General features: G+C 63.2%; 15 protein-coding genes and 5 pseudogenes. 9 read left to right on the top strand and 11 right to left on the bottom strand.

The annotated features are described in order from the left end of the window. Positions 1 to 10: 10 nt before the first annotated feature. The 5 genes from HRU76_01360 to HRU76_01340 all read right to left on the bottom strand — a co-directional run bounded on the left by HRU76_01360 (position 11) and on the right by HRU76_01340 (position 2,495). Positions 11 to 481 (bottom strand): DUF669 domain-containing protein, encoded by a 471-nt coding sequence (locus HRU76_01360; protein QOJ16319.1) that lies wholly within the window; start codon positions 479 to 481, stop codon positions 11 to 13. Between the two features lie 59 nt (positions 482 to 540). Next, positions 541 to 870: an AAA family ATPase gene (locus HRU76_01355; GenBank protein QOJ16318.1), complete on the bottom strand. Its 330-nt coding sequence runs from the start codon at positions 868 to 870 to the stop codon at positions 541 to 543. Positions 871 to 874: 4 nt separating this feature from the next. Then, positions 875 to 1,327: an AAA family ATPase gene (locus tag HRU76_01350; protein ID QOJ16317.1), complete on the bottom strand. Its 453-nt coding sequence runs from the start codon at positions 1,325 to 1,327 to the stop codon at positions 875 to 877. A gap of 551 nt (positions 1,328 to 1,878) precedes the next feature. After that, positions 1,879 to 2,049, bottom strand: coding sequence for a hypothetical protein (locus HRU76_01345; protein QOJ16316.1), 171 nt, complete (start codon positions 2,047 to 2,049; stop codon positions 1,879 to 1,881). Further along, complete coding sequence (locus tag HRU76_01340; protein QOJ16315.1) at positions 2,034 to 2,495, bottom strand: hypothetical protein; 462 nt, start codon at positions 2,493 to 2,495, stop codon at positions 2,034 to 2,036. The genes HRU76_01345 and HRU76_01340 overlap by 16 nt, the downstream gene beginning before the upstream one ends. A 331-nt stretch (positions 2,496 to 2,826) precedes the next feature. Between HRU76_01340 and HRU76_01335 the strand changes: the two genes are divergently transcribed. Next, positions 2,827 to 3,129, top strand: a complete 303-nt coding sequence (locus HRU76_01335) for a hypothetical protein (protein ID QOJ16314.1) — start codon at positions 2,827 to 2,829, stop codon at positions 3,127 to 3,129. Between the two features lie 513 nt (positions 3,130 to 3,642). Here the strand turns inward: HRU76_01335 and HRU76_01330 are convergent. After that, complete coding sequence (locus tag HRU76_01330) at positions 3,643 to 3,924, bottom strand: hypothetical protein (GenBank protein ID QOJ16313.1); 282 nt, start codon at positions 3,922 to 3,924, stop codon at positions 3,643 to 3,645. A gap of 13 nt (positions 3,925 to 3,937) precedes the next feature. Here HRU76_01330 and HRU76_01325 point away from each other — a divergent pair, with 13 nt between their 5' ends. Both HRU76_01325 and HRU76_01320 read left to right on the top strand, forming a co-directional pair. Then, positions 3,938 to 4,489: a hypothetical protein gene (locus tag HRU76_01325; GenBank protein ID QOJ16312.1), complete on the top strand. Its 552-nt coding sequence runs from the start codon at positions 3,938 to 3,940 to the stop codon at positions 4,487 to 4,489. A gap of 205 nt (positions 4,490 to 4,694) precedes the next feature. Then, a complete protein-coding gene (locus tag HRU76_01320; protein ID QOJ16311.1) occupies positions 4,695 to 4,865 on the top strand; it encodes a hypothetical protein in 171 nt (56 codons plus the stop codon). Positions 4,866 to 4,925: 60 nt separating this feature from the next. Here the strand turns inward: HRU76_01320 and HRU76_01315 are convergent, their stop codons facing one another. Then, on the bottom strand, positions 4,926 to 5,201 hold the full coding sequence (locus HRU76_01315) for a hypothetical protein (protein QOJ16310.1): 276 nt from the start codon (positions 5,199 to 5,201) through the stop codon (positions 4,926 to 4,928). A 318-nt stretch (positions 5,202 to 5,519) separates the two neighbouring features. Further along, positions 5,520 to 5,959, bottom strand: a pseudogene (locus HRU76_01310) (helix-turn-helix transcriptional regulator). A gap of 116 nt (positions 5,960 to 6,075) precedes the next feature. On the opposite strand from HRU76_01310, the pseudogene HRU76_01305 reads away from it, so the two are divergent. The 6 genes and pseudogenes from HRU76_01305 to HRU76_01280 all read left to right on the top strand — a co-directional run bounded on the left by HRU76_01305 (position 6,076) and on the right by HRU76_01280 (position 18,773). Next, positions 6,076 to 9,702 (top strand): annotated as a pseudogene (locus HRU76_01305) (DUF3883 domain-containing protein). Positions 9,703 to 9,809: 107 nt separating this feature from the next. Next, positions 9,810 to 12,463 (top strand): annotated as a pseudogene (locus HRU76_01300) (DUF1156 domain-containing protein). 46 nt (positions 12,464 to 12,509) lie between these two features. Next, positions 12,510 to 15,351, top strand: a pseudogene (locus tag HRU76_01295) (ATP-binding protein). Between the two features lie 108 nt (positions 15,352 to 15,459). Beyond that, positions 15,460 to 16,500 (top strand): hypothetical protein, encoded by a 1,041-nt coding sequence (locus HRU76_01290; protein QOJ16309.1) that lies wholly within the window; start codon positions 15,460 to 15,462, stop codon positions 16,498 to 16,500. Between the two features lie 1,083 nt (positions 16,501 to 17,583). Continuing rightward, complete coding sequence (locus HRU76_01285) at positions 17,584 to 17,928, top strand: hypothetical protein (GenBank protein ID QOJ16308.1); 345 nt, start codon at positions 17,584 to 17,586, stop codon at positions 17,926 to 17,928. Positions 17,929 to 18,632: 704 nt separating this feature from the next. Next, positions 18,633 to 18,773: a hypothetical protein gene (locus HRU76_01280; GenBank protein QOJ16069.1), complete on the top strand. Its 141-nt coding sequence runs from the start codon at positions 18,633 to 18,635 to the stop codon at positions 18,771 to 18,773. On the opposite strand, the gene HRU76_01275 is transcribed toward HRU76_01280, so the two are convergent. The 3 genes and pseudogenes from HRU76_01275 to HRU76_01265 form a co-directional block, all read right to left on the bottom strand. After that, complete coding sequence (locus HRU76_01275) at positions 18,746 to 19,444, bottom strand: hypothetical protein (GenBank protein QOJ16307.1); 699 nt, start codon at positions 19,442 to 19,444, stop codon at positions 18,746 to 18,748. The two genes, HRU76_01280 and HRU76_01275, sit on opposite strands and share 28 nt — an antisense overlap. Continuing rightward, positions 19,441 to 20,955: pseudogene (locus HRU76_01270) on the bottom strand (recombinase family protein). The gene HRU76_01275 and the pseudogene HRU76_01270 overlap by 4 nt, the downstream one beginning before the upstream one ends. Positions 20,956 to 21,019: 64 nt before the next feature. After that, positions 21,020 to 21,184, bottom strand: coding sequence for a DUF2924 domain-containing protein (locus HRU76_01265; GenBank protein ID QOJ16306.1), 165 nt, complete (start codon positions 21,182 to 21,184; stop codon positions 21,020 to 21,022). Between the last annotated feature and the right edge of the window lie 77 nt (positions 21,185 to 21,261).

Below are 21,261 nucleotides of genomic sequence, written 5' to 3'. Positions count from 1 at the left end.
CTTGGGGGGGTCAGCGCTTCCAGGGCGGCGTGCTCCCCGGGCCGACGCCGACGGGAGCGCGGGCGCTCATTGGCGCGCCGCCACCGCCCTTCTTGGCGTAGCCCTTGATGACGTTGGTGAACTCGCCGTTGTCGTCGCGCTTCTTCAGCCCGACGTTGATCTCCAGCGGGACGTTGTGGAGCTCGACCGAGTCTTTCGGCTGCATCACGCCGATGGCGCGGCAGATGGCCGAGAGCTCGCCGCGGGCGATCTTGACCGTCATCTCGCTCTTGTTCTCGAGGTTGAGGCGGGCCCAGACCAGGCGGCCCTTGAACTCGCCGTCGATGATCTGGAATGTCAACTGCAGGTACTTGCCGCCCCCGGTCTTGGTCGGCTTGAGCTCCGACTCGGAGATGACGGCGAGGTACTTGCCCGCGGGGAGCGGATCGAGCGCGACGGACGGGTCAATCTGGTTGGCATCAAAGTTGTTCAGCGTGGCCATGAGTCAGTTCCTTTGCGATTGGTGATGGACGGATGAGCGACGGACGACGACGACGGCGCTCAGGCTGCGCCGGCGGTGTCGGAGGTGGTGGCAGGTGCAATCGCCTCGGCGAACGGGTTTTCGCCGCGGGCGAACGCGCCGTAGACGCGGTAGTCGAGCGGGATCTCCTCGGGCAACCCCAGGCGGTTCTTGGCAACGTGCGCCGGCCGCTCGACGGTGCGGATGATCCGCTCGCCGGTGGAAACGCCGTTGTGCTTGGCCTTGTTGAATCCCTCGTCCACCTTGACCGTGTGGACCTTGTACGTGGCGAAGAGCACCTCGTCGGCCCACTCCTGCACAAGCGCAGATGCGAGCTTGTGCAGTCGCGGCGAGTAGCGGTCGTACGGCACGGTCTCAGGGGTTCTCGAACTTCTCGATCTTCGCGTGGGCGATGAGCACGACGGTCATGCCTCGATCACTGCGAGCGCATCGAGCCGCCCTGAGAACGGCTCGCCACTTGTCGATGGCGAACGAGAAGCCTTGGCATAGCCGATCTTCTCGATGTTCTCGACGTTCTCGTCGGCGCACACCTCGGCCCAGATCAGCGCTCGGCCAGTCGAGGCTGTCGATGACGACGGTGCGGTAGTCGTGGTCGCCCGAGTACAACGACTCGAGCGCCGCCATGACTTCGCCGAGGCTGCGGGCCAGCGGGAACGACTCGCAGTCGATGTCGGCCAGGCCATCTTCGGTGGGGACGAAGATGGGCTTCTCGGCCATCGCGCCGAAGGTGCTCTTGCCGATGCCGTGCGTGCCGTACAGCATCACGCGCGGTGGGGCGGCCTTGCGGCCCTTGCTGATCTGGTTCATGAGGGGTGTGGGGTTGCGGTCGTGGGCATGGAATCTCCGTGTTTGCAGAACGTGGGATCGATGTCTTCAGGCCAGATGTCGCAGGTGAATGCGCCTTGGCCGAGGCGGACGAGCGGAAGAGGTGTGGTCACGCAGCGGCCGCCGCGATGGCGGGTTCGGTTTCGCGCCGGACGGTGAAGGCCTCGCGACCAAACTCGTGCGACAGCAGCGACGTAGATCTGGGCCGTCGCCTCGGCGGGAGCGGTGCCGCCGCTCACGCGGATCCGCGCGGATCGGGTCCACCGCGTAGGTGACCTCGGTGCGGACCTTCGCCTCGCCGTGGAGGCCCTCGGCCGCCAGAAGCGAGAGGCGAAGCGTGTTCTGGCCCTCGGCGAGATCGACATCGGCGGTGAACTGGAAGCGGAACCCGAAGTACGCATGGGCTTGTCCTCCGATCAGGTCCGGGGCGGTGCAGTGCGATCTCCGGCAAGCGGCGGACGCCGCCTCAAGGGGAGTGAGCCGGACGCCCGCGTTGCCGGTCCGCAGCGAGCGGTCGCCCGCTGCTGGAGCCCTTATGCGAACGGCGAGCGGCCCGCGCGCGATTTGATGACACGCTCGCGGATGGCGGCCAGCATCGCGGCGATGCGCCGCGCGGATCCGCCGCTTCTGGCGGTGCCGCTGAGGCCGTGGTTGACCACATCCTGGAGCAGCGCGCGCGCCCGGGCCGTCAGCAAAGCCTCCACGGCGTTCCACTCGTCGCGGATGTCGACGCCTTCTTCGTGCGGGACCGCCGATCCGCCGGTCCGGCGGCGACCGTCCTCGTCGCCGATAAGCCCGGACAGAGAATCGGACTCGCCGTGCGCGCCGGGGAAGGCCGAGTCCAGCGAGAAGGCCCGGATGCCGCCGCGCGCTTGCGGCTCTTGCGGCGGCGAACCTCCATGCCGATCCAGCTCGTCACCACCGAGGTGACGAACGCCTCGACGGACCCACGGCCAGCATCGAAGAGCTGCTGCTTGGTCATGAGGAACAACGCCATCTCCTGGCGCAGGTCCTCTTCCTCCGACCGCGTGAAGCCGGGCGTCTGGCTGAGGAACGCGGCCTTGCGGCGGATCAGGTCGGCGGTGAACGGGTTTGAAACGACGTCGCTGCGGCTGGTCGCGGGACCTCCGAGGCCGGAGGTCTGGCTCACCAACCAGCCGCGGAGCGCGCGCGCGCCGCGGCGACGTGCCGCGGGGAAACACAGGAGCGTCCGTGACTGGCCGGTTATGAGCCGACCGGCCTCGGACGCAGGCGGGGTGTCGCGGGCGGCATGAAAAAGGCGGGCTGCTCGCCCGCCGGAAGCCCGCCAGTGCCTGAAATACAGCGTTTATCGCCGTTGCGAGATTTTCTTTGCCCTGTCGCGGGACTGCGACGCGACACGGCGATCGACCGATCCAGAATCATCCTGGTCGATGAGCCGCCCAGGCCCCTGATCGGTCGATGGCACGCTGAACCTGGTCCCTGGATACCGGCCTGCCGAGTTGCTTCGTGAGCTCCGCCGCAGCCTTTCGGGTCGAGCCAAAGGTCTTTCTCGCCGCGACGAGAACGTCGTCCTGCAGGTGGCCCTTGATTTCGGCCTTGACCTGCTGGCGGACAACCCGCTTCTTCACCTCGGGGTCGGTGGGCAGCAGGCTCCGTTGCTCAGCAACCTCGTCCGCTTCCGCAACCAGCGACACAAGAGCCGCACCATCCAACACAAACTGCCCTCGACAAAGCTCGCGATGCGCGACAAGGAGATCGCCGCCGCAGCACGTCCCTTCCAGATCCGATCATCCGGAGCATGATGAGGGACCAGCAGCACCGCCCGGCCGCCCGCCCCGACATGCGCCGCCACGGACGCAGCGTCAGGATCCCGTGCCTGCGGGCCAGCAGCACCTCTACGAGTCTTCCCCGCCATGGAATCCGACCGAGCCGCCAGAGTCGGTCGGAGACGATCGCCACCGGCGCGGGGTGAGCGCTGCAAGGCACCGGCGACGGCAGCGGCGAATCCGTGAGGATGGACTTGCCATCCGCGACACATTTCCGGCGTCACCTCGACCCGCAGGTCCTCGGGGCAGTAGATCCACAACCGATCAACCCCGTCTGGGCCTGCGCGTTTGGCGACGACCTCAAACGTGCCTCCTCGCAGTGCGGGCACGCCGCCGTCAAGCCGCCGGAGGTTGGGCGCACAACGCCGAGTCGCTCGGCCGTAGCGAACGAGCCGGGCGGCCACTGGCCACGTCGCGGTGATCGAACACGCGATCGACGTCGTCAAGGGCGCAGAGAAGTGTTCTTAGGAACGCGTCACTGGTCATTGGTCACCCCTGCCGCTTGAGGCAGCGCTCTCCGATGACACGGTGCTCATCGGGTTTGCTCTTGAGGTTGCTCGAGTTGGGCACGGAGACATCGAACGCCAGCGTCGGTGCCCGGCCTGGGCCCTCGTTCGCGAACTTGAGCGCGAACGACGCGGACGCGACGCGGACTCCATCGGCGGTGACGTTCTCCGACCGGATCCACCGCTCGAGCTTGCGATAGATGTCGTCGCGCGAGCCCTTGGGATCGGCCTTGATCTCGATGTAGCCACTGGAGCCGCGGGGCACGATCCGCATCCGCGTGATCTTCGCCTCCCTCGACGCCGTCGGTCGCCTCCAGCGGCAGCGGAGAGTTCGGAGTCAGCAGGTGATCGAGCATGAACGTCGGCCGCAGCGGGTCCGTCGGTGCGACGGAGCCGCCCGAGCACCGCCTTGCAGAAGCGCACTGCAGTGGCTCCCAGACCTTCTTGCCACCCTGCGCGAACACCTCGAGCGAGCCGTCGTCCGGGTTGTAGACGAAGACGTTCTCGAAGGCGTACCGGTCCGATCGGATGATCGGCTGGTCGCTCTCGCCGTCGAAGACGATGTGCTTGTCGGGATAGTCGTCGAGGTACGCGAAGAAGTACTCCGCGCCGCCCTGGCGGCGGTAGTGCACGACCTTGCAGCACCGGCCGCGCATCTGCGCCGGTCCGTAGTACGACGTCGCCGCATCGCCGAGGGCCTGGAGCATGGCGTCCGTGACGACGATTGCCTCTTTGGGCAGGCTGTTGCGACGCTTCCAGTGGCGGCCCGCCGCGCGAGCGCGTCGGCCCGGGCGAACAGGGTTGCCTCGTTGAATGCCTCGGGAGGTTGAGGTACACCCACATCGCCTTGTCTTGCTTGCTCGCCCGCGCCTTGAACTGGTCAGCGATTTCCGGCTTGCGCCACAGGATCTCCTCGGCCAGCACCGCCATGCCGCGGTGGTCGGAGAGTTCGCTGATGTCGCGCAGGATCACCTGCACCGCGAGCTTCTGATGCTCCGGCAGTGACTGCCACGCATCAAACACCGGATCGATACGGTGCTCGCTGAGCTGGTCCCACGGGACGTCGGCGAGCTCGCCGCGTCGCGTGAAGAACTCGCGGAGCAGCGTGTTGGCGATCTGCTTCAGGACTTTGCGGGATCGAACGGTTTTGCCATTGCTGAGTTTCCTTGTCTGTCGTTTGCTAAATGGTTGACACTCGGGACGTGACAGTGCCGTGCCGGTATCGGATCGTGCAGGGTCAGAACAGTGTGTTGGGTCGTTCGCGCATCAGCAGGCCGAGTTTCTCGAGGCGGATGCGCATCGCCTCGGCGGACACTTCAAACCCTCGGCCAGCGGCTTCGAGAAACGATCAAGCGTGGCATCGGCCGGATCGCGGCCATCCGAGACCGTCACAGGCGGAAGATCCGCCAGGATCACCGGGTCCAGGTTGCCGCGCCACTTTTGCCACGCCGCGACGACGAGCGTCTTGGGCATGAGCAGGTAGCTGGCGAACGTGTCGGCCTGCCATTCGACAGGGATCTTCTTCTCGCCGGCGCGGCACACGACCGCAGGTTGCCCGCGGCCGTCGAAGAGCGCGCAGCCTGCGTCGGGTCCTCGCGGTAGAAGGAGCGGTGCAGACGCCAGTGCCCGATCTCAGCGCCAGCGTGAACCGGTAGCGTCCAAGCCGCGACGGGTTCTCCGAGGGATCGAGCCGGTGTCGATCCGAACCAGCTCTCGTTGAACCAGATCGCGCCGAGCACGCCATCGGTTCCGAACAGCGCCGCGAGATCCTCGATGGCAAACGTCAGGCCGAGATGCAGTTCGAGGATGTCCTCAACGGGCACCGGCGCGACGACGGGCACGCCGCAACGCAGTGCATTTTCAGCAACAAGGACATCGGCGTCCCGCTCGATGCGGACTTCCGGCACAAATGGCACCTCCGTGATGGCCCCACGACCACCACGACGGATCGCCCTCCCTCTGCATCTTGACGCTTGATCCTGCAGCTTTGAGCTGCTCGGGCGTCAGGCCCTTGACCGCACGCAGGAGCCGCCGCATTGCCTCGGGCTGGCTCTGGATGATCTTCGGAGGTCTTCGGGGACGCGGCCCGCCATCGCGATCAGTTCGTCGGCTTTCGCCCAGCAGCTCCGCCATCTTCTGGATGCGGTCCGCTGTCGGGGCGAGTCCACCTTGTCCTGCTCGACGTGCGACAGGTAGGTCGGGCTGATACCGACAAGCTCGGCGAAGCGGCGCAGGCTGTACCCTTTGGCCGTGCGGCGCTCGCGGACGAAGTTGCCGAACTTTGGTTTGTGGGCGGTCATGACGGGTTGACGCTCGCTCGTTCCCTGTTTACTGTACATGGACATAACCGGCGGGTCAACCCGGTCTCGGCTCGATCCAGGCGTTCCTGGCATTGACTGAGGCTTGACCGCGGGGCATGTCGGTGACCGAGCGAACGAAACATGAATCTGACCGACATCAGCCTGGCGTTCCGTTGGTGGGCCTCGAGCCTGGCGTGGTCTGCACGGTCGTCGCCACCACGCCGCTCTCCGCCGACGCGATGCAGGTCTACTACAGGCTCCCTGACGGGACGCTGAAAGAGCGGCTACTTGGGCCCGCTGACGAAAGTGCAGTCAGCCCGGCAGTCGTCGAGCGGCCTTGGGCGCTCGACGGCGACGACGCGCAGCATTCCAACTGGCGTGTGAAGCCAAACGCATCGACCTCGCGTTTCTTCGACCCCATGATGGCGGTCCACACGTCCAACGTGGATCCGCTCCCGCACCAGATCACGGCCGTGTACGAATCGCTTCTGCCTCGCCGCCTTCTTCGCTACGTGTTGGCAGATGATCCGGGGGCGGGCAAGACGATCATGGCGGCCTCTACATCCGCGAACTGGTCATGCGCAGATGCCCGTCGCGTGCTCATCATCGCGCCTGGTTTCTGGTCGATCAGTGGCGAGACGAACTGTTCGAAAATCGGCCTGGAGTTCAAGGTCTATTCCGGAGCTCTTGACGAAGGCTCGCCGAGTGGCAATCCGTTCGAAGACCACAACCAGCTCATCGTCCGCCTCGATCAGCTTTCACGTGATGAAGACACGGAGAGCTCAGACGATCGTAAACCCGGCCCGCTCCAGTCGAAACTCCTCACCGCTGGCTGGGATCTGGTTGTTTTCGACGAGGCCCACAAGCTCGCCGCCCACTTCTACGGCCCAAGCTCGAGAAGACCGCTCGCTTCCGCCTTGCGGAGCGTGTCGGCAAGGAAACCCGCCATCTACTGCTGATGACGGCGACGCCCCACAACGGCAAGGAGGAAGATTTTCAGCTCTTCCTGTCGCTGCTCGATTCGGATCGGTTCTACGGAAGTTCCGTGACGGCGTGCACAAGGTGGACACGTCGGACTTGATGCGCGCATGGTCAAGGAGGAACTCGTGAAGTTCGACGGCACGCCGCTCTTCCGGGGCGCAAGGCGTACACCGTCAACTACACCTCTCCGATCCAGAAGCGGCGTTCTACGAGGCCGTGACGCAGTACGTCCAGACCGAAATGGGGAAGGCCGACCAACCGAGGGCAACCGAAAGGGGTCGGTCGGGTTCGCGCTCACGGCGTTAGCGGCGGCTCGCTTCGAGCCCCGAAGCGATCTATCAGTCGCTCCGTCGTCGTCGCGAGCGCGCTCTCCGATCGGATCCGCGAGGAGCGGCTGGGGATCCGCGGCCGCCAGGTCATCGCGGAGACCGTGCCGTCGGTCCCCGAGGACGATGATGATCTGAACGCCGACGAACAGGAAACACTCGAAGAGAAGCTTGTCGACCAGCTCTCCGCCGCCCGAACCGTGGCGGAGCTTGAGGCCGAAATCCTGATCCTGACGTCCTGGAAGCCCAAGCGAAAGCAGTCGTTGCGTCAGGCCAGGACCGCAAGTGGGACGAGTTGTCCAAGTTGCTCCAGAACACGCCGGAGATGCACGACGCTGACGGTCGCCAGCGCAAGATCATCATCTTTAGCGAGCATCGCGACACGCTGAACTACCTGCACGCGAAGATCGCCGGAGTCCTCGGCAACCCGACTCCATCGTCACTATCCACGGCGGAACACACCGCGATGAGCGCAAGAAGGCGCAGCGCTCTTCCGCTCCGACAAGGACGTGCGCGTGCTGATCGCCACCGATGCGGCCGCGGCGAAGGCGTCAACCTGCAGTGCGCTGCAGCCTGATGGTCAACTACGACCTTCCGTGGAACCCGAATCGTTTGGAGCAGCGGTTCGGCCGCATCCATCGCATCGGTCAAACCGAGGTCTGCCACCTCTGAGCCTCGTGGCCAAGGAGACCCGCGAGGGCGCGGTCTGGCACCGACTGCTCGACAAGCTCGCGACCGAGTGCGAGGCCCTCAAGGGAAAGGTCTTCAACATCCTCGGCGACGTCTTCGAGGAGAAGAGCCTCAAGGACCTGATGATCGAGGCGATCCGGTACGGCGATCAGCCCGCTGTGCGTGCCCGCCTCACGCAGCGGATCGACCACGCTTTCAACCACGACCACCTCCGCAGCCTGCTCAACCGCAACGCGCTCGCGGAGCAGACGATGTCGCCAGACCGCCTGTTCAAGGTCAAGGAGGAGATGGAGAAAGCCGAGGCGCGGCGGCTCCAGCCGTTCTTCAGCGCTCATTCTTCATGAAGGCGTTCTGGCGCTCGGCGGCACGATCCATCGCCGCGAGCCCGAGCGGTACGAGATCACCCACGTTCCCTCGAGATCCGCGAGCGGGACCGCCGCATCACGGGGCGCAACCGCCGCGAGAGCGAGCCGGTCCTGAAGAGGTACGACCGCGTCTGCTTCGAACGCTCGGCAATCCAGCCGAACGACAAGCCAGGGTTGCCGCGTGCGGTGCTGATGCACCGGGCCATCCGCTCATGCTCTCCGTCACCGATCCGTGCTCGAGCAGAACGCCAACCTGCTCCGCCAGGGCTCGGTGCTGGTTGACCTGACTGATGACGGCGATACGCCCTGGCTGCTGTTCTTGCTCACGCACGAGGTCAAATCCGGCGATGGCACGGTGCTCAGTAAGCGAATGCAGTTCATCCGCGTCACGCCCGAGGGCAACGCGTCCTTCGCCGGGTGGGCACCTCACGCGGATCTGGAGCCGCTCGCCGCAGCCGAACGTCCACGTATCGCGTCCATCCTGAGCGCCCCGTGGCTTCGCTCGGACATGGAGCAGCGTGCCGTCGCACTCGCCGCGACATCGCTGGTTCCTGACCACTTCCGCGAGGTGGCCACCCGCCGCGTTGAGCACGTCGATCGCACCCTCGCTGCCGTGCATGAGCGGCTTACCAAAGAGATCGACTTCTGGACGGATCGCGAGATCAAGCTCCGCGACGATCGCGCCGCCAGGCCGAGATGTTCGGCTGAACCTCGAGAATGCGACCCGCACCTTGAAGGACCTGGTATCGCCTGGAAAGCCGGAAGAAGGAACCCAGACGATGCGCCACGTCCAGAACGGCACCCCGTGGTGCTCGGCGGAGCGCTGGTCGTGCCCGCGGGCTTGATCCGGCAACTCCGCGGCGAAGGTCCCGCCCTGACCGCCGCCGATGCCGCCGCACGTCAGAAGATCGAGCGACTTGCCATGAACGCCGTCATGGACGCGGAGCGGGCCAAGGGCCACACCGTCGTCGACGTTTCTGCCGACAAGTGCGGGTGGACGTTTCCAGTTACCCGCCCGTTGCAGAGGGAAAGCAACCGGAACCCATCCATATTGAGGTGAAGGGCCGCGTCGCGGGTGCCGACACCATCACCGTCACGCGCAACGAGATCATTTACGCCGTCAATCAGTCAGAGAAGTTTCGGCTCGCCATCGTGTTCGTGAACGACGACGACTCGGTCGATGGCCCGCACTACATCGCCAACCCATTCCAGCGTGAGCCCTGATTGGGGCGCGGCGAGCGTGAATTACACGATCAGCGACCTTCTTGCACGCACTGGAGTCTCGCATGACCGTGAGTCAGCATCCCGTCATCTCGCCGAAAAGCTCATCGAGGTCGCTCTCCTCCTCGATGTCATCAACGAAGAAGCGCGCACGGCGTAAGCGAAGGCTCCGGTGGATACCCCACGGCATTCCATAAATGGTGGGCCCAGCGACCGTGGCAGCCGCCCGCGCAGTCGTGTTCGCCCAACTTGTGAACGATCCCGAAGATTTGTGGAGGCATCAGAATCCCGGGCTTGAACCCAAATCGCAGAACCGAAGCTGCGTGGACAAGAGAAAGAGCGCGACTTTTCAAGATAATTGAAGACCTGGTGTCTTGGGACAACACTCAGAAGCCGCATGTCTTCGCTTCGGCGAAGGAAGAGATTTATCGCTCATGGCGGGCGGTGTGCGATCTCAACACGGGACATCCGCAAGCCAAGGAGCTCTTTGATCCCCAACGCATGCCAGGTATCCATGATCCATTCGCTGGCGGCGGAACAATCCCCGTTGAGTCGCTTCGATTGGGACTTGATCTCGTTGGGGACCGATCTAAACCCTGTCGCCGTACTGATCAACAAGGCAATGCTGGAGATTGCCCCGCTTTGCCTTAACGACTAGAGTCAGCCCCGACGACCGCGGAGACACGCTGGCTCTCTTCGCGGCCGAGAAGCGTTGGCGGCAGACGTGCGATATTACGGGCAGTGGCTGCGCGAAAAGGCGAAGCCTCCATCGGCAGTCTGTTTCCTCCAGTACTGCTAACCGACGAACTTGTGGCCGGACGTCCGGACTTGGAGCACCTTCGCGGGAAGCGGCTGCCGGTGATTGCGTGGCTGTGGGCCAGGACCAGCGCAGTCCCAGTCCGGTGTTTTCTCATGCCTTTACGCCGCTTGCGAGTACATTTGTTTTGTGCAGCAAGAAGGGGCCGCCAGGCATACGTTGATCTGGCGGTGAGTGGTGATAGCTTCACCTTCCACGTTCGCCAGGGAAGTTATCCTCGCGAGGCAGCGATCGGTACCTCGCTTGGCAAGAAGAAGGGTTTCGCCGCGCACCGTCGGGAGCACCGATCACCTTCAAGTACCTCGAGAGAGGAGGCGTGCTGGCCGCATGGGTCGAGCCTTCTCATGGCGATGGTCGCGATTCACAAAGGACAGCGTGTCTACTTGTCGCCAAGTCCAGAGCACGCTGCTTCCGCCGAGTGCGGCTCCACCAGTTGAAGCCTGATCTGGCCATTCCTGAAAAGGCGCTTGGGTTCAGCGTACAGAACTACGACATTCGCACCTATGCGGACCTCTTCACAACTCGACACCTGCGTGCGTTCACGACATTTGTAGACCTTCTGGGTGAAGTTCATTCGCGCGTGATGGCTGACGCGGCACAGCGAGGCATGTCGCATGATTCCGTCCCATTCGGCCAGGGTGGAACTGGTGCACAGGCATATGCCGATGCCATTTGCGTGTACTTGTCGTGCGTCATGACACGTTCGCTGCACTTCTCGACGACAAACAGCTCGTGGATACCGAAGGACTCTGCAATCCGAAGTGCCTTTGGCAAGCAGGTATTGACCATGCTTTGGGACTATGCGGAGGCGAACCCATCTGAGCAGAGCAGCGCAGGGTGGGAGCAATGCGAGAAAGTGATTGCAAAGTGCATTGAGTTCCTTCCGCAAGAACAGGGCGGCCGTGGCGAGCAGCCGTGCCGCAACGGCCGGTAGTGACCGCCAGCGATACCACATTTGCACTGATCCACCGTACTACGACAACATCGGCTACGCCGATCTCTCGATTTCTTCTATGCATGGCTGCGGCCATGTCTCCGGAAGCAGTTCCCCAGACCTCTTCTCCACCATGAGCGTCCCGAAGGCAGAGGAACTTGTGGCGGCCCCGCATCGGCACGGCAGCTGCGCCAAAGCTGAGCAGTTCTTCCTGACTGGCATGCGCCACGCATTCGCGGCGTTGGCAGCGACCTCACACCCTGCCGCGCCAATGGTGATTTTTACGCTTTCAAGCAGTCCGAACAAAGCGGGCGACCTCACCAATAGCACTGGCTGGGAGACGTTTCTTGAGGCCGTAGTGAGTTCTGGCTTATCTGTGACAGGCACATGGCCAGTTCGAACGGAAGCAGATAATCGACAGCGAAGTCAAGCATCCAACTCTCTGGCGTCATCGGTAGTGCTTATCTGTAGAGCCCGCCCGCAAGGGACTGGTGTACTGTCTCGGAGGCAGTTTGTCCGACTTCTGAATGAGCACCTGCCTCTGTCTCTGGATGCCATGACGAGAGAGCGAGGGACTCCGTCACCGGTCGCGCCTGTCGATCTCCCAGGCCATAATTGGACCGGGCATGTCTATCTTCAGCCGCCACGAGGCCGTGCTCGAAGCTGATGGCACACCCATGACTGTCAAGACGGCTCTCCAACTCATCAATCGATTCCTCGCCGAGGACGACTTCGACGCCGACACCCAGTTCTGTTTGCACTGGTTCGAGCAGCATGGATGGGAGACTGGCAAGTTCGGTGAAGCCGACACGCTCGCACGCGCGAAGGGCACGAGCGTCGATGGCGTGAAGCAGTCGGGTGTTGTAGAGGCGGGCGGGGCGGTGCGCCTACTCCGCTGGAGAGACTATCCCACCGACTGGGACGCTCGATCCGACAGCCGCCTTCCGGTATGGGAGGCGCTGCATCAACTCATCCGGGCCTACCAGACCGAGGGCGACACGGGCGCGTCCAAAGTTCTGGCCGCGGTCGCTAGCAAGGCCGAGACGTCACGTCAGCTCGCCTACCGGCTCTACACGCTCTGCGAGCCGCAAGGGATGGGCTGAGGATGCGCGGGCGTACAACGAGGTCGTCACCGGTTGGAGCTCGATCGAGACCGCCGCGGCGAAGATTCCCGGCCGAGCCAGGGCATTCTGTTTGATTCCACGAAGGAGACGCCATGAAGCTCTGGCGCGAGATCGCCATCCCCATACCGATGTTCTCAAGGGCACCTTTCTGCAGTCCGAGTTCGCGGCGGACATCACGGCAGTGCACACAGGCAAGGCCACCAGGGAGTACCAGGACGCCCCGGCGTTCTTTGAGCCGCACGTACATCACCGAGGGGATGCGCCTGCTCCCTAACCCAGGTGGCGCAGCGGCTGGCAGGCAAGGGTGGCGAGCCCGTCATCCAGCTGCAGACGGCATTCGGCGGCGGCAAGACGCACACCATGCTGGCTGTTCTTCACCTGGCGACCCGCAACTGCTCGCTTTTCGAGCTCCCCGGCATCCCCTCGCTGGTCGAGAGGGCGGGCTTGATGGATGTGCCGAAGGCGAATGTTTGCCGTGCTCGACGGCACCGCCCACGCCCCCGGCCAACCGTGGAAGCAAGGAAAGACCACGATCCGCACGCTGTGGGGCGAACTCGCGTGGCAGCTCAGGAAGGCCGACGGCTACGCGCTGGTGGCCGACGCAGACGCCAGTGGTACATCGCCCGGTAAAGAGGTGCTGCGCCAGCTGTTGGAACGGTGCGCCCCGTGTGTTGTGCTGATGGATGAGCTTGTGGCGTACATTCGCCAGTTCCCTGAAGGCACCGCCCTCAGCGGCGGCACGTTCGAGAGCAACATCTCCTTCGTCCAGCGCTCACCGAGGCGGCCAAGCTCGTGCCGACGGCGGTCATTCCTCGCCTCGTTGCCCGAGAGTGTGTCCCAGCAGTCCAACACGAACGTCCAGGTCGGCGGCGCTCGCGGGCTCGCGCGCGCTGATGGCGCTGGAGAGCGTCTTGGCCGCGTGCAGGCCCTGTGGAAGCCCGTCGCGACTGAAGAAGCGTTCGAGATCGTCCGCCGCCGCCTGTTCTGAGCCGCTGAAGGACGAGAAGGCCCGCGACGCGATCTGCCGTGCGTTCGTGGATGGGTATGAAGCCGAAGGCCCAAGCTTCCAAGCGAAACGCACGAAGCGAGGTACTTCGAGCGGATGTGCAAGGCCTATCCCATCCATCCCGGGTGTTCGACCGGTTGTATGAAGACTGGACCACCATCGATGGGTTCCAGCCGCACCCGCGGCGTGCTCAAGCTCATGGCGAAGGTGATCAGCCGACCTGGAAGGACAACAACCAGGATCCGATGATCATGCCGGGCAGCTCCCGCTGGCCGACGGCGATGTCCGCAACGAACTGACGTACCTGTTGCTGCCGCCCGGCTGGGACCCGGTCATCGAGCCGCGACATCGATGGTGACCGTGCTGAGACCACCGAACTCGAGGGGCGGGAGCCCCGCCTTGACAGGTGAACGCGGCACGCGCGTGGGGCGGACGCTCTTCCTCGGCACTGCGCCATCGAGCCGCGGCGACGAAGCCCGGCATTCGCGGGCTCTGATCGCGGCCGTGTTCTTCTCGGCTGCTTGCAGCCTGGGCAGACCTCTGCTGTCTATCTTGACGCCCTGAGCCGCCTGGCGGACCGACTCCACTATTTGAACAGTTCTGGCGACAAGGCCGCCGACAGCACCAGGTTCTGGTCTGATACGCGTGCGAATCTCCGCCGCGAAATGGAGGATCGAAAGCGACGCTTGACGACAACACCGACGTGCGCAAACGGATCGAGGAAGTCGCCAAGAAGCTGTTTTCGAACGTCTCGATGTTCGAGGGCGTGCATGTCTTCACCGCGCACGCCGATGTGCCTGACGACAGCGCGCTGCGGCTGGTCGTCCTGCCATTGAGGCGAGCTACGCAAAGGACAACACCCGCCTCGCAGAGGAGCTGGTGCAGACCTTCCTGCGCTCGCACGGCGGCCAACCGCGCCACCGCGCCAACCGCCTCGTATTCGTCGCCGCGGACCAGGCCGTGCTTGGCCGCTTGCGGGATGTCACGAGGACGGGCGCTGGCGTGGGCGAGCATTGTCGACGATGTTGACTCCAACCGGCTCAATATCGACAAAGCCGCAGCACACCCAGGCCAAGAAAGAGGCCGCAGCCGCCGCGGAGGTCGTGGCCCGCGCGGCCCGCGAGTGCTTCAAGTGGCTGTTGTGCCCTGCACAGGATGACCCCACCGCGACCAAGGCCGCCGTGGAGCCTTCCCTTCAACACCAGCAGTGGAACCGCCGGCGGGGAACTGGAACGCGTGCAAGGAGAACGAGCTGGTGATCGATGCGTGGTCACCGATCCACTTGCGCGCCAAGCTGAAAGAGTTCTACTGGAAGCCCGACCGGGCGCACGTCGATGCGAAGGTGTTCTGGGAGGACTCGTTGAAGTACTCTACCTGCCGCGCCTTCGCTCGCACGAGGTGCTGGCATCGGCGATCCGTGCGGGTGCAGGCAGCCGGGACTTCTTTGCAACCGCCTACGGCCACGCCGACGGGAAGTATGAGGGCTTCCAGTTCGGGAAGGGTGGGGCCTCGCCCAGCGACTCCGTGCCCTGATCGCCCCTGAGGCTGCGGGCGCAATACGAGAGCACGCTGCCGCCACCCGCAACGGCGACCTCATCTGGTGCGGCTCCGGCTTCAGCGCAGCAACTGGCACCGCGACCTTCGGCAGCGGAAAGGCCAGCCCCATGACCTCGTCGGGCGACTCCAAACAGCCCGCTCGCCCAAAGAACTTCCGCGGAGCCGCCGAGATACCCGCGACCCTCGCCAAGTCCCGGTTAAACACGATCGCAGAGGAGGTCATCGCTCTCTTGGCGTCCGACCCGAACGCGGCGGTCCGCATCACGCTGGAGATCGACGCGAGCTTCCCAGACGGGGCCAGCGACTCGATTCGCAGGGGCGTGAGCGAGAACGCCAACAACCTCGGCTTCAATGCTAAGGATTGGGAGTGATACTCGAGTCCGACACACGAGCGAGGTCGCACCCGTAATGATGGAGGTTGCTTTGAGCACCACTGGTGGCAAACAGATCAGCAACCCGTTTTCAACGGGCGGCGGGGCGTGACCTTCGAAACACAGGTCCAGGCATCGTTCTGCGCCTTGATGCTCGCCGGTGGGTTTGCCCCATGCCCTCCCGTGCCGCCTATTCAGAAGTTGATCCTGCAGGAAAGGTTCAAACACAGCACCGACGACCTTATCGTCTTCACCTCACTTCCAGACGGCTCAGAGCTGAGGAAGTTGCTTGTGCAGATTAAGCACAGCATCTCGCTAACAGAGGGAAATCAGACATTTGGGGAGGTCGTCGAGGCGGCGTGGTTGGATTTTCAGGAGACCAGACTCTTCTCTCGAGATCGCGATGCGTTCGCACTGGTAACTGGGCCGCTTAGTGCCACCGACATCGAGGACAGTCGCACCATCCTCGAATGGGCACGCCATTCGACGACTGCGGACGAATTCTTCACGAAGGTTGAAACCGCCAAGTTTAGCAGCGACGCGAAGCGGCAGAAACTCAAAGCGTTTCGCGTGCACGTTGACGCTGCCGCCAAGCGGACCGTGTCGCACGAGGAGCTATTCCAGTTCCTCCGGCACTTTCACTTGCTGGGCTACGACCTTGACGTGCGGTCGGGAGTCATGCATGCGATGCTCCATTCGGTGATTGCCCGACACGCCCCGCGAGTGCCGCCAGCGTTTGGGCTCAGGTCGTTCAAGAAACGGCCTACGCGAATCAGAATGCAGGAACACTCACCGGAGTTCCTTCTCAGTAGACCTGCAAGCTGCGTTCGCTCCGTCGACCAGCGAGAGCATTCCGCGTCGATTGCGAGCGCGGTGCCTCCGAGTGTGGCACGTGCGTGGGATAGCCCCGAGTTCGGATCGTGCGCTGGTGGTAGCCAATCTCCTGGGTGGCTGGAACGAGAACTCAGCTGCGGACATGGCGATAGTCGCAGACCTGACCGAGGGGATCCAGTTGCGTGGCTGAAGACGATGCGCGAGGTGCTTCAGCAGCCCAATGCGCCGCTGACACAGCAAAGCGGAGTATGGACAGTCAGGAACCGACAACAAGTATGGCAGTCGGTTGCGGCTCGTGTGTTCGACAAACGCTGAAGATGCTCCAGTCCGCGGCTGCGAAGGCACTGGCGGAGCGCCATCCACAATCTGAGCTTGACCCGAACGACAGATTCGCCGCGGCGATCTATGGAAGGTCCCGGAGCACTCGATGGCGTTGCGGCGAGGGATTGCCGAGACGCTGGCATTGCTTGAAACCAGGCACAGCCACTGAGGAACATCTCACCAGGGGCAGCGACAACAACGGCGATCGTGGCGGTGCGACAAGCTTTGGCGGACAATGACTGGAAGCTCTGGGCAAGCTCTGAACGACTTGTTGCCAACTCTCGCGGAGGCGGCACCCGACGAGTTCATGGATGCGGTGGAGCGCGCCCTATCCACAGACCCGAGTCCGTTTGTTGAACTGTTTGCCCAGGAGGGCAACGGCATCGGCGGTACTAACTACATGACGGGCCTGCTGTGGGCGTTGGAAACCGTCGCCTGGGATGAACAGCACATCGTTCGTGCGGCCGTATTGCTCGGCAGTCTGGCCGCCCGCGACCCTGGTGGATCTTGGGGCAACAGGCCAGCCAACTCCCTCACTGCAATCTTCTTGCCTTGGCTTCCCCAAACGACTGCTTCGTCCCATAAGCGCCAGGTTGCGATACGTACGTTGTGCACTGAGCATCCGTCCGTAGCGGCTGGCGACTGTTGTTGAGTCTGATGCCAGATCAGACAAGCACATCCATGGGCACGCGCAGCGCCTCGCTGGCGGGCGAGCCCCTGCAGACGGGGCACCGAGACCGTCGACGAAGGAGTACTGGGAACAGGTAGTCAGTTACGCAGAACTTGCCTTGCAGATGGCCGCGAATGACGTGCAGCATCTCAAAAAGCCTCGCGGCGTGTTTGGATCGATTGCCGCCCACAGTGTTTCCCAAACCACTGGAAATGGTCACCTCCGAGGCCATTACATCGCTCCCTGAGGAGACGCGATTTGATCTGTCAGGGCCTCCTCGCAGCACTGGCGAGGAAGCATCGTAGATTCGCGGACGCCGAGTGGTCGCTTCCGGAACAGCAGATTGAGACCATCGAATCCGCGATCGCCAAGATCGCCCGAAGCGGGCTGATGTGGTGCACCGGGTCTTGTTTACTGACGACGACTGGAACTTGTACGAAGAAAATGACAACTGGGAGGATCAAGAAAAGCATTGGCGCTGCGCCGACGCGAGGCCGTTGCAGAAGTGCACGCAAGCGCAAGGTGTGGTTGGCGTGATTGCGTTTGCAGAGCGCGTTGACTCACCTGGAAAAGTGGGCTTCGCACCGGCGGTTTCAAACATCACGGTGTCCGACGATCAGATACTGCCCAGACTGCTTCGTGCCGAATCACAAGCTCAGCGGAAGTTTGCTGAGGGATTTGTACGTGGCTGCTTTTATCGTCTTCAGTGGTCGTCGGGTCGACGCGTTGAAGATGAACTCGTGGACGCATGACGAGATCGCGCAGCTCTTCCTGTGGCTGCCATTTTGTCCGGAGTGCTGGTCGCGAGTGGAGAGTTCTTTGGGAGAACACAAGGGATCTGTACTGGCGTCGTGTTTTGGTCAACCCGTATCAGTGCGGCGACCAGCTCGACGCTGCTGCGGATGTCCTCTTGGCACATGGTCGGCCCCGAGCAGCACTGGAATGCGTAGCTCACGGTCTTCGCGACAAGAAGACCGTCGATCTGAAGCGAGCGATCGACGTCCCATTGGCTGGCGTCTCGTCCTCAGAGCCGATTCACTCTCTCCATGCATCACCTTGTCACGGTGATTCAGGCTCCAGGAGAACCCGGCCACACCCAGCGAGGCTCTTCTGCAAGTCGAATGGGCATATCTACCGCTGCTGAACGAGCATCACGCGCTACGCCCAAGCTATTAGAGACCACGATTGCATCAGATCCCCAATCTTCTTCTGGTGAGCTTGTACGAAAGGTGTACAGGTCAAAGAAGGCGCAAGCCGATGTCGACAAGCCGACTCCAGATCAGGAAGCTCTGGCAAAGCACGCGTACCACCTACCTGCACGACTGGCGAACAGTTCCTGGAACAGGTGTATCTGTGACTGCCTTCGCCAGTGCATTCACGGACTGGATAAACGCGGTCAAAACGTCACTGGATGACTCCGGGCCACACGGAGGTTGGGCTTCATCAGGCGGGAGCGGTGCTGATCCACAGCCCTGCCGATCCCAACGGGCTGTGGATCCACCGCGCCATCGCCGGGGCGCTCAATCGTGATGACATGGCTGAACTGCGTCGTGGCTGCTGCGCGGGGATCTACAACTCCGTGGTGTTCATTCGGTAGATCCAACGGGAGAGCCAGAGAAGAAGCTCGCTGCTGAGTACATGAAGCGAGCTGAGGATGTTGAGAACGCGGGCTTCCATCGGCTTGCCGTAACACTTCGGGAGGTGGCAGCGACGTATGAACGTGAGGCCGAAGAAATCATCGCGGCTCACGCCCGCGAAGAAGCGGATGAAAACGACGAATAGGCGTGAAGAAGAGGTAGTTCGTGCCCAGTAGCGATGCGCCAAACGCAGATCATGTGGCCTGGCGCGCTGCTGGGGCTTCGCACCACAAGCCCAGCTCTCAAGTCGCATCGACGTTTCCACACTGAACGCTGCTGTGCCCACGAGAGAAGCGCGGCGAGAGGCCGCAAGTCCCGCTCGGTAACGGGGTCGCGGCCCGTGGAGACTGGCTGAAGGTTCAGAATCTCCTCCTGGATGTCGGGCGCGGTGCAGCAGGTTCATGATCTGGGTTATCCGCGGCTGCGTGACTTCGCATATCTGGGCCAACGCAGACTGGTCGGCAACGACGCCCTTGCGGAGCATTCCGTCGAAGTGAATCGCCAGGGCCATCAGGCGTGCCACGCGGGCACGCGATTGGGCAGGGCCTCCAGGGGCAGCGTCCGGCACAGAAACGGCCTTGGTGCGCCGACCGCGTCGAACAAAATGAATGGGGCGTACGACGGTCGTCATGCAACCTCCTGCAGCTTGCCGCGGCAAAGCGCCGCGATGCCCGTGGGGCGGAACGTCACCGCCACCGTGGCGGCGTCGGCGTCGTATTCGACGCTGGTGAAGATCAACTTCAATACGCGGGCTTGTTCGCGTGGCGAGATTCGCCCAGACGCCATCAAACTCTTTGAGGGCCTTTCGGGCCTCATCCCTTGAGATCGCGGTGGCGTCCATCTCGGCAAGCCGGGCTTCAACCTCCCCAGTCGCTGGCGGGAGTTCGTGATCCGGCCGTGTGCGTGCGCCAGTTTGCCGGTCACGTCGGTCGTCGGGCTGGCGTCAGCGACGAGCGATTGGAGATCCTGTTCGAGCCGCTTCAGCGACGCTTTGAGCTCATCTCGTTCACGCTGAAGCGACGCAGACTCTTCGCGCCAGGCTGGTCCTTGTTTCGGCCAGGACACGATCGAGCAGATCGCGGTCCTCGCCAAGGAACGGATCTCATTCACAACGACTCGCCAATTCGGCTCCCGGAAGAGTTCTGGCGGGACAAGTGTCGCTGCCGCTCTTGATGGCCTTTACGCAGCGGTAGTACCTGTAGAACCGGCCGTCCTTGCCATAGAAGGAGTGCGTCATCGCGGAGTCGCACACTTTGCGCAGGAGGCCCCGAAGGAGCGCGCCGTACTTGTTCCGTACCTCCTTGCCACCGGTGCGGCCGTTCTCTCGCATTTGGCTCTGGACGCGTTCGAAGACGGCTGGGTCCACAATCGCCTCGTGCTCACCGTCGAAGACCTGGTCCTTGTGAACGATCTTTCCGATGAGGATCGGATTGGTGAGAAGGCGTAGAGCGTCGCACGGTCAAACGGGCGTCCGCCCTTTGCCGCGCCCTTTCTCGTGATGCGTCGCTTGTTTGGCCATCCGCGCCGAGTGAGCTCTGTCACCACCGGCTGCAATGAGCCCTTATCCAGATACATCTGGAAGATCTCACGGACGCGGGCGGCCTCTTTGGGGTTGATCACCAGCCGCGGACCCCGCCGGACCGGTCGACGTCGTAGCCAAGGACTGGCACTCCGCCAGCCCACTTGCCGCGACGCTTGGGGCGGCGACCTTGTCGCGGATGCGGCTCGCCGATGATCTCCTCGCTCGAACTGGGCGAACGAGAGAAGGATGTTGAGCGTCGCCTGCCCATCGAGCTCGTGGTGTTGAACTGCTGGGTGACTGAGACGAAGGACACGCCCTTGCGGTCGAACGCTTCCATGATGCGGGCAAATCGAGGAGCGACCGGCTCAGGCGATCCACTTTGTAGACGACCACGCAGTCGATCTTCCAGCCTCAATATCCCGGAGAAGTTGTCGAGGGACGGCCGTTCCATGCTGCCGCCGGAGAAGCCGCCGTCGTCGTAGCGATCGGGAGGCAAACCCAGCCCTCGTTTTTCTGGCTGGCGACGAACGCCTCACCCGCGTCTCGTTGGGCATCAGGGAGTTGAACTCCTGGTCGAGGCCCTCCTCGCTGCTCTTTCTGGTATAGATCGCGCACCTGATGCGGCGGCTTTCGCCGCCGCGGAACCGTTCGTGCTACCGGTTGGGTTGGTTGGGGCTCGTTGTCTCATGATCTCCCCTGCAAGCCGAAGAACCTGAACCCGTTGACGTGGGTCCCCGTCACCTTCTTGGCGATGGCCGACAACGAGCGGTAGCGCTCGCCCTCGTAGTCAAAGCCCTGGCCGTCGGGTGGGACCACGACCCGAATGGACCGGCCCTTGTACTCCTTCACCACAGCGAAGCCAGCGGGCGGGATCCGGGCATCCCCGGTCACCATTCCTTCACGGAACGGGTCATGGTGCAGCCGGC

This window comes from Phycisphaeraceae bacterium, assembly GCA_015709595.1.
GTDB lineage: Bacteria > Planctomycetota > Phycisphaerae > Phycisphaerales > SM1A02 > CAADGA01.
This window is presented reverse-complemented; position numbering and strand designations above follow the sequence as displayed.